The following is a 14,318-nucleotide window of genomic DNA, read 5'->3' on the forward strand; positions in this document are numbered from 1 at the left end:
GCATTCACGTGCGCAATTCCCGAACGTTCTCACCTTGGCTCCTGTAAATCCTCACCATTGCCGGACAGGCGCGGACGAACGCGTTCGCGTTTCGCGTGACGCAGCATGCCGGACGCCCGTACATGGTGCAGGGCTTGACCGAGGTCGAGTAGTCGGCCGTTCGGCATATAGGCAGCCGCGAACGGTTCGCCTATGCTTTGAATTCGCGCAGGCCGGACGGCGGCTCGTCGAGCCGCATCCGGGTCCGGCCATCTTTCGTTACCGTATGGAGCCGATGTGACCGTTCGCCATCTCGATGCGCTGTTTCAGCCCAAATCCGTTGCGGTCGTCGGCGCGTCGCCGCGCGCAGGCAGCATCGGCGCGATGGTGTGGGCGCGCGTGCTCGACGGCGCGTTCCAGGGGGCCGTGTGGCCCGTCAATCCGAAATACGACGCGCTGAACGGCTACAAGGTCGTGCCGGACGTCGACCGGTTGCCCGCGCCGCCGTCGGTCGCGGTGATCTGCACGCCGCCCGCGACGTGGCCCGGCATCGTGCACAAGCTCGGCGTCCTCGGCGCGCGCGTCGCGGTGATCGTCGGCGAGGCGCGCACCAGTGCGCATCGCGCGGCGCTCGATCGCGCGCTCAAGGCGGCGAAGCCGTTCGTCCTCCGTATCGTCGGGCCGGGCAGTCTCGGCGTGCTGTCGCCGGCGCGGCATGCGCATTTCGGCGCGCCGGCGTATACGGTGCGCTCCGGCGGCGTCGCGTGGGTATCGCAGTCGAACGCGCTGACGAACGCCGTCCTCGGCTGGGCGGATGCGCGCGGGCTCGGCTTTTCGCACGTCGTCGCGCTCGGCGGCGAGGCCGACGTCGATGCGGGCGACGTGCTCGACTACCTCGCGAGCGATCCCGGCACGCGCGCGATCCTGCTCGAGCTCGACAGCGTGCGCGCCGCGCGCAAGTTCATGTCGGCGGCGCGCGCGGCCGCGCGCAACAAGCCGGTGCTCGCGTTGCGCACCGGCCGCGCGGACCCGGGCGACGCGCTGTATACGGCAGCGTTCCAGCGCGCGGGGATGGTGCGCGTCGACGCACTCGACGATCTGCTCGACGAGATCGAGACGCTAGGCGTCGGCCGCGTCGCCGCACGCGGAGCGGCGACGCTCGTGACGAGCGACGCGGGCGTCGCGAAGCTCGCGGTCGATGCGGTCGCGGAGGTGCGCGACGTGCTGGCCGAATGGCCGGCGGAGGCAACGGCGACCGTCGCGCAAGCGCTGCCGCATCTCGGCGCGCCCGGCAATCCGCTGACGCTCGGCGACGACGCGCGCCCCGAGCATTTCGGTGCAGTGATCCGCGCGCTCGCGCCGTTTCCGCAGACCGGCACGCTGTTCGTCGTGCATTCGACGTCGCACAGTGCGCCGGCCGACGCGGTGGCGCGCATGCTGATCGAAACGCGCCAGCATGCGCATCGCGGCATCCTCGCGTGCTTCTTCGGCGCGGTCGATGCGTCGACGCGCGACGCGCTGCATGCGAACGGCATTCCCGTGCATACGACGCCGCAGCGGCTGGCGCGCGCGTATGCGCGCCTCGTCGATTACAACCTCGGCCGCGAACTGCTGATGCAGACGCCCGAAGGCACGCCGCCGCAGCCGGCGGCATGCATCGCGTCCGCGCGGGAGGAGGCGCGCGTGTGGCTGGAGGCGGGGCGGCACGAACTCGCCGGCGAGCCCGCGCTGCAATGGCTGGCGCATTTCGGCCTGCCAGGCGCGGCGCCGTCCGACGAGCCGCGCGATGCCGTGGTCGTCGACGTGACGGTCGACATGCACGACGACCCGAATTTCGGTCCGGTATTCCGCTACCTGGTGCCTCCGGCGGACGGCGTGTCCGCGCCGTTCGTCGTCTACGGGCTGCCGCCGCTGAACACGGTGCTCGCGCGCGCGGTGATGGAACGCTCGCCGTATGCACGCCGCGCGCCGGTCGAACCCGCGCTCGGCGCATTCACGGCGCTGTCGCAGGTGGTGTGCGACGTGCGCGAGGTGGTCGCGCTGTCGCTCACGCTGCGCGTGCTGCCCGACCGCGTGCGGGTGATCGCGCCGCGCATCACGCTGGCGGAGGGGCGCAGCCGGCTCGCGATCATGCCGTATCCGCGCCATCTCGAGCAGACGCTTGCGTGGCAGGGCGACACGATGACGATCCGGCCGATCCGTCCGGAAGACGAGGCCGCGCACAACGAACTGCTCGGCGCGATGACGCCGGAGGATCTGCGGATGCGCTTCTTCGGTGCGGTGCGCAGCTTCGATCACTCGCAGCTGGCGCGCATGACGCAGATCGATTACGACCGCGAGATGGCGTTCATCGCGTCGGTCGACGACGGGGCAGGCCGGTCGCACACGCTCGGCGCGGTACGCGCGGTGACCGACCCGGACAACGAGACGACCGAGTTCGCGATCGGCATTCGGCCGGACCAGAAGGGCAAGGGGCTCGGGCGCCTGTTGATGGCGCGCATCATCGAGTACGCGCGCTCGCGCGGCACCGCATGGATGATCGGCGAGGCGCTGCGCGAGAACACCGCGATGATTGCGCTCGCGCGTGCGTGCGGGTTCACGGTCAGTGCGACGGAGGAGCCCGGCATCGTGGGCTTCAGGATGAAGCTGCAGGCGTGACGCGCGGCGCTTGTCTTCCGTTGTCAGATACGGCATGTCGCACGCACATTCGCCCCCGGCCGCGGCGCGAGCGAAGGCGGGCAACGATGCCTTTACACCTCCATCGCGTCAAAGGTGAGCTTTTTCGGGGGCCGTGCGTGAGCCTTTCCGGGAACGCAGGAGTGAGTTTTTTCGGGAGCCTTCGGTGAGCCCTTTCGGGAAGGGGCGGTGAGCGTCTCCGGGAGACGCCGGTGAGCCTTTCCGGGACGCAATGGTGAGCCTCTGCGGGAAGCCGTGGTGTGGGTCTGCGCGAGGATCGGGTGAGCCGTTCCGGGAGCCCTCGGTGAGCGCTTTCGGGACGTTCAGGTGAGCACTTGCGGGAGGCTGAGGTGAGATTTTTCGGGAGCCGCGCCGGCGGTGCTCCCGTGGGCACGGCGCCGGCTGTCGCGTTGCGCGCGCCGGTGTCGGCCGTGCCCGGCGGTCCGGTCAGGCGGCCAGTTTCGTCGCCGCGTCGTTCACCTGCTCGCGCGAGATGGCGAGTTCGGCCAGGTGCGCGTCCGCGTATACGGCGCCCGTTTCGCGCTCGAGGCGGGCGATCGTCAGTGCGCAGCGGGCCACGTCCTTCGGCATCGCGATGAAGCGCTTGACGGACTCGCCGGCCTTGAACGCTTCGAACAGCGCGCCGCGAACATCGTCCGGCAGTGTCTTGGTCCATTGATACGGCTTGCCGTTGAACGTGATCGACGGCGGCAGCGTGCGCTCCTTCTTGGTCGCCGTGATGAGCCCGTAGGTGCGGGCGGCGTCGCCGATCTGGTCGGGCGAGAAGAGTTCGTCGGGCGTGATGTCGAATTGCTCGATGTAGTTTTCGATCGCCTGCATCGCCGCAGCGCGGTCGTCGCGCTTCTTCTGCGCACGCGCGACGATGTCGCGCAGTTCGTCCGCCTCTTCGGGCGTGATCGTGAAGCTTGCCTGCTTCTGCTGAAGTTCGGAGAAACGCTGGAATTCGAGATCGTTCAGAAGTTTGGCCATGACATTCATCAGACACGACAGCCGGCGCCGCCAGCCGTCGTAGTTTTGGAGAGGGCCGCTATTCTAGCGTAGCGACCCTGCATGGCGCGGCCGTGCGAAGCATCGCGGCCATGCGCAACATGTGCAACATGTGCAACATGTGCGATACGCGGCGGCGGCGCGCGTGCCGCGTCGCGGCGCGCGTTGCCGCCGCACCCGCATCGGTCCGACGCGCTCGCGTGCGCCGGTCAGTTCAGCCCGATGCGGCTCATCGACAAAGTCGCGGCGGTGGCGCGCAGGCGCTCGGCTGCCGCGTCGACGGAAGGCGCCGCGTGCGCGTCGATGCGGCGCATGTACGGGCAGGTCAGCGCGGCGATCGCGTGGCCGGACGGGCCGACGATCGGGACGCTGATGTCGACGACGCCATAGGCCTGACGGCTGTCCCGGCACAGGAACCCGTCGCCGCGGATCGCCTGGCACGCTTGCACGAGCTCCTGTTCGTCGAGCGGCGCTTCGCCCTTGACCTTGCGGTGCTCGGCCAGCATGTGCGCGCGTTGCTCGGGCGCCTGGAACGCCAGCGTCACGCGTCCCGACGCGGTATCGGCGAGCCCGATGCGCGAGCCGAGCCGCACCGATACGCCCCACGGGCCGGGGCCGTCCACCTGCGCGATCACGAGCAGGTTGCCGTGGTCGTAGACGGCCAGGTGGCAGGACTGTTCCGCCGCATCGGCGAAGCGCTGCATCGGCGGCAGCGCTTCGGCGATCAGGCGGCTCATCGGCGGATGGCGGTGGGCGAGCGCGAACAGCTTGAGGCTCAGCGTGTAGCGGTCGCCGCCCGTCGAACGCATCACGTAGCGGCGCGCGACCAGGCGTTCGAGCATCCGGTAGATTTCGCTCGCGTTGCGGCCGAGTTCCTTCGTGATTTCGGTGCGGGTGAGCCCCTCCTTCTGCTCGGACAGGAGTTCGAGGATGTCGAGCCCCTTGTCGAGCGCGGGGGCGCGATAGCGTTCGAGTCCCCCGCCGTCTCCATGGGCGTCGTTACCGGGGGGCCGGTCGTTGATCATCTGCATCGTCTTGGTATCGTGGGTCGGTGAAGTGCTTACGATCGGTCGGCAGCGCACGCGCAACGGCTTTTGCAACGCCCACGTGCAAAGCCTGTACGCGCCGGCGAGCGCACGTCGATCGAGCATAACAATAAACAATTGGGAAATAATTCTGCAGATTCTTACTGATTATTACCAATCTGGCGCGTATGTGCGGCTGCTCAGGCGACAAATATTGCAAGAAAATGCATATTTATTTTATGTGACGAAATAGTCGCGGTGAATCGATGACGCCCGTATGGCGAGTATTCACGTCGCGTTGCCCGGAGCGGATCGGGCCGGCGCGGGACCCCGACGGATAACGGCGATGCTGCGCCGCAAGGCCAGCGTGCGCTTCAATAGTCGGTATACGTCGCGCGTCGTTTCATGGCCGGCGGCGGGTGGTACAAAGAGCGGCGGGCAACACTGGCTGCTGCGCGAGAGCGCCGTTTTGCCGGCGTCGACCCGCAAACCGACGGCCGCCCGTTCGTTGCGTGCGTCGGCATCCTGTCACATCCGATCACGGAGGTTGAGTTCGATGAAACTGCTTCGCTATGGCCTGCCCGGCCAGGAAAAACCCGGCATGCTCGACTCGGACGGCCGGATTCGCGATCTGTCGGCGCATGTCGACGATCTCGCCGGCGACGTGCTGTCCGACGCCGGACTCGCGCGGCTGCGCGCGCTCGATCCGGCGACGCTGCCGCTCGTGCCGGGCGAGCCGCGCATCGGCCCGTGCGTCGGGCGGATCGGCAAGTTCATCGGCATCGGGCTGAACTACGCCGATCACGCGGCGGAGGCGGGGATGCCCGTGCCGGCCGAGCCGGTCGTGTTCGGCAAGTGGACGAGCTCGGTCTGCGGCCCGAACGACGGCATCGACATTCCGAAAGGCTCGGTGAAGACCGACTGGGAAGTCGAGCTGGGCGTCGTGATCGGCGCGCCGTGCAAGGACGTCGACGAGGCGCGCGCGCTCGACTGCGTCGCCGGCTATTGCGTGGTCAACGACGTGTCCGAGCGCGAATGGCAGCTCGAGCGCGGCGGCCAGTGGGACAAGGGCAAGGGCTTCGACACGTTCGGCCCGATCGGCCCGTGGCTCGTCACGCGCGACGACGTGCCCGATCCGCAGCGGCTCGACCTGTGGCTCGAGGTCGACGGCCGTCGTTACCAGCAAGGCAACACGCGCACGATGGTGTTCACGGTCGCGCAGCTCGTCGCGTATCTGTCGCGCTGCATGCGCCTGCAGCCGGGCGACGTGATCACGACCGGCACGCCGCCGGGCGTCGGCATGGGCATCAAGCCGGCGCCGGTATACCTGAAGCCCGGGCAGACGGTGCGGCTCGGCGTCGAAGGGCTCGGCGAGCAGCTGCAGCGCACGCGCGCCGCGCAGTAGGTATTCGCCCCGCATGCCGATAGGCTCCGGCCGCATCGCAACAGCCAGCGCCTACCTGCCGGACAGCTTTCGCCACATCGTCGTCTTGCTGATGCCGAGCATCGCGCACGCGCGGTCGCGATCGCCGCCGCATGCGTCGAGCGCCGCGCGGATCTCGTCGGCTTCCGCGCGGCGGCGGCGCGCCTGCAGTGTCGGCGCGTCATCCGGATCGGCCCCCGCGTCGGCCGAGCTCGCGAACAGTTCCGGCGCGATCGCCTGCAATGCGTCGGGATCGAGCACGCCGCACGGCGCAGCCTGCCCGTCGTCGCCTGCTTCCTCCGCCAGCTCCACCGCGATCCGCTCGATCACGTTCTGCAATTCCCGCACGTTGCCGGGCCACCGGTAGCGCATCAGGATCGCCTGCGCCGCGTCGAGCACGCGCGCCGCGTCGCCGGCGTCGCGCAGGCTGTCCGCGAGCCGCGGCTCGCGCCGCGCGGCCTGCGCCAGCAGCGCGGCCGCGAGCGCGGGAATGTCGGCCGGGCGCTCGCGCAGCGGCGGCAGCCCGACGTTCAGGATGTTGAGCCGGTAGTAGAGATCCGCGCGGAACGTGCCGTCCTCGACGGCCGCGAGCAGCGGCCGGTGCGTCGCGGCGATCACGCGCACGTCGATGCGGATCGGCTCGGTCGACCCGAGCCGGATCACCTCGCGCTCCTGCAGCACGCGCAGCAGCCGGCTCTGCAGCGACGGCGGCATCTCGCCGATCTCGTCGAGGAACAGCGTGCCGCGATGCGCGGCCTCGAACAGGCCCGTCTTGCCGCCGCGCCGCGCGCCGGTGAACGCGCCTTCCTCGTAGCCGAACAGCTCGCTTTCGAGCAGCGCTTCCGGAAACGCGCCGCAGTTGATCGCGACGAACGGATAGCTGCGCCGCGCGGACAGCGCATGCAGGCTCTGCGCGATCATCTCCTTGCCGGTGCCGCTCTCGCCGAGCACGAGCACGGTCGCGTCGGATTTCGCATAGCGGCGCACGAGGTCGCGCACGCGCGTCATCGGCGCGGATGCGCCGACCACGTCGTCGAGCGTGTAGCGCGCCGCGAACTGCTGCGTGCCCGGCTGCGAGCGCAGCGCACGGTCGAGCCGCTCGACCGCGCGCGATTCCTGGAAGGTCAGCACGCTGCCCGACGTGACGCCGCGATCGACGAGCGGGCCGCGGTGCACGACGTAGCGCACGCCGCGCACGGTCGCGAGCGCGTCGCCGTCGTCGCCGCGCAGCGTGCGCAGCTCCGGCGTCAGGTCGACCAGCGCGCGCCCGACGGCCGCCGCGGGTTCGACCCCGAGCGCGAGCGCGAGCCGCTCGTTGATCGCCTCGACGCGCCCGCGCGCATCGAGCGCGACGACGCCGTCGCGCAGGTGCTGGAGCAGGTTGTCGAGGCGCTGGCGGCGCAGCGCCTCCGCGTGCGTCGCATAGGCGACTTCGAGCGCGGTGTCGACGGCCTTGCGCACCGACGCATGCGAATACAGGAACACGGCGCCCATGCCGGCGCTCGCGGCCAGGTCGGTGACGAGGCCGGGGCCGACGATCGTCTCGATGCCGCGGTCGCGCAGGTCGTGCACGCAGGTTTCCGCTTCCTGCGCGGACTGATATGACGCAAACTCGACGTCGAGGCCGTACGCGGCGACGAAGCGGCGCACCTCGGGCGGCGTCTCGCCGACGCTGACGAGCGCGATCCGCGACGCGTCGCGCCGGGCCCGCGCGAGCGCCTGCATCACGTCGAAGCCGGTCGGCGTGACGACCACGACCGGCACCGGCGCGCGCGTTTTCAGGAAGCTGCCGTTCGAGCCGGCCGCGACGATCACGTCGGGCCGCGCGGCGCCGGCCTCCGCGATCGCGTTGAGCGCCTCTTCATACGCGCGCGACACGATGCGCACGTCGGCGCGTTCGTCGAATTCGCCGGCGATCTCGCGAAAGAGATCCCGCAGGCGGCTGATGCCCATCGCCCAGATGCGCGGCCGCACCGCGCGGTCGGCGGGGCCGACGGGCTTGATCAAGGAGAGGTCCATGACGAACGATTATGCGCGCGCGATTTCATTTTTGGAACGCGAAATTTCCAAATTGAAATCAATCGGCCACGGCGGCACGCGGCCGGTTGCTTAAGAATCAGTGGGTTAGCGGCGGCACGCGAGCTGGCCCGGTACTTGCTGTGTAGCAGGCATTCCATCAGGAGGCCGTTCATGAGCAACACGCATCTTCAAAGCGCCGGCGCGAAATTCCGCGCGGCAGTCGCGGCCGAGCAGCCGCTGCAGGTGGTCGGCGCGATCACCGCCTACGCGGCCAAGATGGCCCAGGCCGTCGGCTTCAAGGCCGTCTACCTGTCGGGCGGCGGCGTCGCCGCGAATTCGCTCGGCATCCCCGACCTCGGCATCAGCACGATGGAAGACGTGCTGATCGACGCGAACCGGATCACCAACGCGACCGACCTGCCGCTGCTCGTCGACATCGATACGGGCTGGGGCGGCGCGTTCAACATCGCGCGCACGGTCCGCTCGTTCATCAAGGCCGGCGTCGCCGCCGTGCACCTCGAGGACCAGGTCGGCCAGAAGCGCTGCGGCCACCGCCCGGGCAAGGAAGTCGTGCCGACCGAGGAAATGGTCGATCGCGTCAAGGCCGCGGTCGATGCGCGCACCGACGACCAGTTCGTGATCATGGCCCGCACCGACGCGGCCGCCGCCGAAGGGATCGACGCGGCGATCGAGCGCGCGGTGGCCTACGTCGAAGCCGGCGCGGACATGATCTTCCCGGAAGCGATGAAGACGCTCGACGACTATCGCCGCTTCAAGGCCGCGGTGAAGGTGCCGATCCTCGCGAACCTGACCGAATTCGGCTCGACGCCGCTCTTCACGCTCGACGAGCTGCGCGAGGCGAACGTCGACATCGCGCTGTACTGCTGCGGCGCGTATCGCGCGATGAACAAGGCCGCGCTGAATTTCTACGAGACGCTGCGCCGCGACGGCACGCAAAAGGCGGCCGTGCCGACGATGCAGACGCGCGCCGAGCTGTACGACTTCCTCGGCTATCACGAATACGAGCGGAAGCTCGACGAGCTGTTCGCGCAGGGCAAGAAGTAACGCGGCCCGCACCCCACGAGACACGATTCTGAATTTGGAGAACGGAAACATGAGCGAGACGAAAGACGCAGCAGCACCGGCCGCCGCAGGCGCGTTCAAGCCGAAGAAGTCGGTCGCGCTGTCGGGCGTGGCGGCCGGCAACACGGCGCTCTGCACCGTTGGCAAGACCGGCAACGATCTGCATTACCGCGGCTACGACATCCTCGACGTCGCCGAGTCGTGCGAGTTCGAGGAAATCGCGCATTTGCTCGTGCACGAGACGCTGCCGAACCTGACCGAACTGGCCGCCTACAAGGCGAAGCTGCGCGCGATGCGCGGCCTGCCGAACGCGCTGAAGGCGGCGCTCGAGCAGATCCCGGCGTCCGCGCACCCGATGGACGTGATGCGCACCGGCGTGTCGGTGCTCGGCACCGTGCTGCCGGAGAAGGACGATCACAACCTGCCGGGCGCGCGCGACATCGCCGACCGCCTGATGGCGTCGCTCGGCTCGATGCTGCTGTACTGGTATCACTTCTCGCACAACGGCAAGCGCATCGAGACGGAAACCGACGACGACTCGATCGGCGGCCACTTCCTGCACCTGCTGCACGGCAAGGCCCCGTCGAAGTCGTGGGTCGACGCGATGCACACGTCGCTGATCCTGTACGCGGAGCACGAGTTCAACGCGTCGACGTTCACCGGCCGCGTGATCGCGGGCACGGGCTCGGACATCTACTCGGCGATCACCGGCGCGATCGGCGCGCTGCGCGGGCCGAAGCACGGCGGCGCGAACGAAGTCGCATTCGAGGTGCAGAGCCGCTACCGCTCGCCGGACGAGGCGGAAGCCGACATCCGCCGCCGCGTCGAGAACAAGGAAGTCGTGATCGGCTTCGGCCACCCGGTCTACACGATCTCCGATCCGCGCAACAAGGTGATCAAGGGCGTCGCGCACAAGCTGTCGAAGGAAGCGGGCGACCTGAAGCTGTACAACATCGCCGAGCGCCTCGAATCGGTGATGTGGGACGCGAAGAAGATGTTCCCGAATCTCGACTGGTTCAGCGCGGTGTCGTATCACATGATGGGCGTGCCGACCGCGATGTTCACGCCGCTGTTCGTGATCTCGCGCACGTCCGGCTGGAGCGCGCACGTCATCGAGCAGCGCATCGACAACAAGATCATCCGCCCGAGCGCGAACTACACGGGCCCGGAAGACCTGCAGTTCGTGCCGATCGAGAAGCGCTGATCGGGCGCCCGGGGGAGGCCGGCCGGCTTCCCCCGCTCATGAATCCCCAGCTTTCCCCCACATCATGAATACCGCCTACCGCAAACCCCTGCCCGGCACGTCGCTGGACTACTTCGACGCGCGCGCCGCGGTCGAAGCGATCGCGCCCGGCGCCTACGACACGCTGCCGTACACGTCGCGCGTGCTCGCCGAAAACCTCGTGCGCCGCTGCGATCCGGCGATCCTCGCCGCTTCGCTGCAGCAGATCGTCGAGCGCAAGCGCGAACGCGATTTCCCGTGGTTCCCGGCGCGCGTCGTGTGCCACGACATCCTCGGCCAGACCGCGCTCGTCGATCTCGCGGGCCTGCGCGACGCGATCGCCGAGCGCGGCGGCGACCCGGCGAAGGTGAACCCGGTCGTGCCCGTGCAGCTGATCGTCGATCACTCGCTCGCCGTCGAGTGCGGCGGCTTCGACCCGGACGCGTTCGCGAAGAACCGCGCGATCGAGGATCGCCGCAACGAGGACCGCTTCCACTTCATCGAGTGGACGAAGAAGGCGTTCGAGAACGTCGACGTGATCCCGCCGGGCAACGGCATCATGCACCAGATCAACCTGGAGAAGATGTCGCCGGTGATCCAGGCGCAGGACGGCGTAGCGTATCCGGACACCTGCGTCGGCACCGACAGCCACACGCCGCACGTCGACGCGCTCGGCGTGATCGCGATCGGCGTCGGCGGCCTCGAAGCCGAGAACGTGATGCTCGGCCGCGCGTCGTGGATGCGCCTGCCCGACATCGTCGGCGTCGAGCTGACCGGCAAGCGCCAGCCCGGCATCACCGCGACCGACGTCGTGCTCGCGCTGACGGAGTTCCTGCGCAAGGAAAAGGTGGTCGGCGCGTACCTCGAATTCCGCGGGGAAGGCGCGGCGAGCCTCACGCTCGGCGACCGCGCGACGATCTCGAACATGGCGCCCGAATATGGCGCGACGGCCGCGATGTTCTTCATCGACGGCCAGACGATCGACTACCTGCGCCTCACCGGCCGCAGCGACGAGCAGGTGAAGCTCGTCGAGACCTACGCGAAGGCGGCGGGCCTGTGGGCCGATACGCTGCAGCACGCGCAGTACGAGCGCACGCTGACGTTCGACCTGTCGTCCGTCGTGCGCAACATGGCCGGCCCGTCGAACCCGCACAAGCGGCTGCCGACGTCCGACCTTGCCGCGCGCGGCATCGCCGGCCAGTGGGAAGAGAAGGCGGGCGAGATGCCCGACGGCGCGGTGATCATCGCCGCGATCACGAGCTGCACGAACACCAGCAACCCGCGCAACGTGATCGCAGCTGCCTTGCTCGCGCGCAACGCGAACGCGAAGGGCCTGACGCGCAAGCCGTGGGTGAAGAGCTCGCTCGCGCCGGGCTCGAAGGCGGTCGAGCTGTATCTGGAAGAAGCGAACCTGCTGCCCGAACTCGAGAAGCTCGGCTTCGGCATCGTCGCGTTCGCGTGCACGACCTGCAACGGGATGTCGGGCGCGCTCGATCCGAAGATCCAGCAGGAGATCGTCGATCGCGACCTGTACGCGACCGCCGTGCTGTCCGGCAACCGCAACTTCGACGGCCGCATCCATCCGTATGCGAAGCAGGCGTTCCTCGCGTCGCCGCCGCTCGTGGTCGCATATGCGATCGCCGGCACGATCCGCTTCGACATCGAGAAGGACGTGCTCGGCCACGACCAGGACGGCAAGCCGGTCACGCTGAAGGACATCTGGCCGACCGACGAGGAGATCGATGCGATCGTCGCGTCGAGCGTGAAGCCCGAGCAGTTCCGCAAGGTCTACGAGCCGATGTTCGCGCGCAGCGCCGATGCGGGCGAGCGCGCGGCGCCACTGTACGACTGGCGGCCGCAGAGCACCTACATCCGCCGCCCGCCATACTGGGAAGGGGCGCTGGCCGGCGAGCGCACGCTCAAGGGCATGCGCCCGCTCGCGGTGCTCGGCGACAACATCACGACCGACCACCTGTCGCCGTCGAACGCGATCCTCGCGAATAGCGCCGCCGGCGAATACCTCGCGAAGATGGGCCTGCCGGAAGAGGACTTCAACTCGTACGCGACGCACCGGGGCGACCACCTGACCGCGCAGCGCGCGACCTTCGCGAACCCGACGCTCGTCAACGAGATGGCGGTGGTCGACGGCGCGGTGAAGAAGGGCTCGCTCGCGCGCGTCGAGCCGGACGGCAAGGTCATGCGGATGTGGGAAGCGATCGAGACGTACATGAATCGCAAGCAGCCGCTGATCGTCGTCGCCGGGGCCGACTACGGCCAGGGCTCGTCGCGCGACTGGGCCGCGAAGGGCGTGCGGCTCGCGGGCGTCGAGGCGATCGTCGCCGAAGGCTTCGAGCGGATTCACCGCACGAACCTGATCGGGATGGGCGTGCTGCCGCTCGAGTTCAAGCCGGGCACCAACCGGACGACGCTCGGCATCGACGGCACCGAGACCTTCGACGTGGTCGGCGCGCGCACGCCGCGCGCGGACCTGACGCTCGTGATCCATCGGAAGAACGGCGAGCGCGTCGAGGTGCCGGTCACGTGCCGGCTCGATACGGCCGAGGAAGTGTCGATCTACGACGCGGGCGGCGTGTTGCAGCGCTTCGCGCAGGACTTCCTCGAATCGTCGCAGGCGGCGGCTTGACAGGGACAACACGGACATGGCTCATATTCCTCAAATCAGGATTCCCGCGGCTTACCTGCGCGGCGGCACCAGCAAGGGCGTGTTCTTCCGCCTGCAGGACCTGCCCGAGGCCGCGCAGGCGCCCGGCGCCGCGCGCGACGCGCTGCTGCTGCGCGTGATCGGCAGCCCCGACCCGTACGGCAAGCAGATCGACGGGATGGGCGGCGCGACGTCGTCCACCAGCAAGACGGTGATCGTGTCGAAGAGCACGCGGCCCGGCCACGACGTCGACTACCTGTTCGGCCAGGTGTCGATCGACAAGGCGTTCGTCGACTGGACCGGCAACTGCGGCAACCTGTCGGCGGCGGTCGGCCCGTTCGCGATCGGCGGCGGCCTCGTCGATCCGTCGCGCGTGCCGCGCGACGGCATTGCGACCGTGCGGATCTGGCAGGCGAACATCGGCAAGACGATCGTCGCCCATGTGCCGATCACGAACGGCGCGGTGCAGGAAACCGGCGACTTCGAACTGGACGGCGTCACGTTCCCGGCGGCGGAGGTGCAGCTCGAGTTCATGGACCCGGCCGCCGACGAGGAAGGCGCGGGCGGCGCGATGTTCCCGACCGGCAACCTCGTCGACGATCTCGCGGTGCCGGGCCTCGGCACGCTGAAGGCGACGATGATCAACGCGGGGATTCCGACGATCTTCGTCGACGCGGAGGCGATCGGCTACACGGGCACCGAGCTGCAGGACGCGATCAACGGCGACGCGCAGGCGCTCGAGAAGTTCGAGACGATTCGCGCGCACGGCGCGCTGCGCATCGGCCTGATCGACACGCTCGACGAGATCGCGACGCGGCAGCACACGCCGAAGATCGCGTTCGTCGCGAAGCCGGCCGACTATGTCGCGTCGAGCGGCAAGCGCGTCGCGGCCGCCGACGTCGACCTGCTGGTGCGCGCGATGTCGATGGGCAAGCTGCATCACGCGATGATGGGCACGGCGGCGGTCGCGATCGGCACGGCCGCCGCGATTCCGGGCACGCTCGTCAATCTGGCGGCGGGCGGCGGCGAGCGTCAGGCGGTGCGCTTCGGGCATCCGTCGGGCACGCTGCGGGTCGGCGCGGAAGCGAAACTGGAAAACGGCGAGTGGACCGTCACCAAGGCGATCATGAGCCGCAGCGCGCGCGTGCTGATGGAAGGGTGGGTGCGCGTGCCGGGGGATGCGTTCTGACGCGGCGCGATCAGCGTGAACAGGCCCTGCCG

Annotated in this window: 9 protein-coding genes; 6 read left to right on the plus strand and 3 right to left on the minus strand. The window is 69.0% G+C overall.

Annotated elements, in window-relative coordinates; all coding sequences use genetic code 11:
* The first annotated feature begins 276 nt into the window (after positions 1-276).
* On the plus strand, positions 277-2,637 hold the full coding sequence (locus KY49_RS11610) for a bifunctional acetate--CoA ligase family protein/GNAT family N-acetyltransferase (protein ID WP_042584815.1): 2,361 nt from the start codon (positions 277-279) through the stop codon (positions 2,635-2,637).
* A gap of 465 nt (positions 2,638-3,102) precedes the next feature.
* On the opposite strand, the gene KY49_RS11615 is transcribed toward KY49_RS11610, so the two are convergent.
* Positions 3,103-3,654 carry a hypothetical protein gene (locus KY49_RS11615; protein WP_042584816.1) on the minus strand — a complete coding sequence of 184 codons (552 nt, stop codon included), beginning with the start codon at positions 3,652-3,654 and terminating at the stop codon, positions 3,103-3,105.
* Positions 3,655-3,872: 218 nt separating this feature from the next.
* Positions 3,873-4,694 carry an IclR family transcriptional regulator gene (locus KY49_RS11620; RefSeq protein WP_042584817.1) on the minus strand — a complete coding sequence of 274 codons (822 nt, stop codon included), beginning with the start codon at positions 4,692-4,694 and terminating at the stop codon, positions 3,873-3,875.
* A gap of 550 nt (positions 4,695-5,244) precedes the next feature.
* On the opposite strand from KY49_RS11620, the gene KY49_RS11625 reads away from it, so the two are divergent.
* The gene (locus KY49_RS11625) at positions 5,245-6,093 is read left to right on the plus strand and encodes an ureidoglycolate lyase (RefSeq protein WP_042584818.1); all 849 of its coding nucleotides are present in this window, start codon (positions 5,245-5,247) and stop codon (positions 6,091-6,093) included.
* Between the two features lie 51 nt (positions 6,094-6,144).
* Here KY49_RS11625 and prpR read toward each other — a convergent pair whose 3' ends face one another.
* Positions 6,145-8,130, minus strand: a complete 1,986-nt coding sequence (prpR, locus tag KY49_RS11630; protein WP_042584819.1) for a propionate catabolism operon regulatory protein PrpR — start codon at positions 8,128-8,130, stop codon at positions 6,145-6,147.
* Between the two features lie 171 nt (positions 8,131-8,301).
* Between prpR and prpB the strand changes: the two genes are divergently transcribed.
* The 4 genes from prpB (at position 8,302) to prpF (ending at position 14,286) form a co-directional block, all read left to right on the plus strand.
* A complete protein-coding gene (gene prpB, locus KY49_RS11635; protein ID WP_042584820.1) occupies positions 8,302-9,195 on the plus strand; it encodes a methylisocitrate lyase in 894 nt (297 codons plus the stop codon).
* Between the two features lie 49 nt (positions 9,196-9,244).
* Complete coding sequence (prpC, locus tag KY49_RS11640; RefSeq protein WP_042584821.1) at positions 9,245-10,417, plus strand: bifunctional 2-methylcitrate synthase/citrate synthase; 1,173 nt, start codon at positions 9,245-9,247, stop codon at positions 10,415-10,417.
* Between the two features lie 64 nt (positions 10,418-10,481).
* Entirely contained in the window at positions 10,482-13,079 is a 2,598-nt protein-coding gene (gene acnD / locus KY49_RS11645; protein WP_042584822.1) for a Fe/S-dependent 2-methylisocitrate dehydratase AcnD, read from the plus strand.
* Between the two features lie 16 nt (positions 13,080-13,095).
* Complete coding sequence (gene prpF, locus KY49_RS11650; RefSeq protein WP_042584823.1) at positions 13,096-14,286, plus strand: 2-methylaconitate cis-trans isomerase PrpF; 1,191 nt, start codon at positions 13,096-13,098, stop codon at positions 14,284-14,286.
* Positions 14,287-14,318 lie beyond the last annotated feature (32 nt).

It is taken from the genome of Burkholderia sp. MSHR3999, from assembly GCF_000833595.1.
Lineage (GTDB): Bacteria > Pseudomonadota > Gammaproteobacteria > Burkholderiales > Burkholderiaceae > Burkholderia > Burkholderia ubonensis.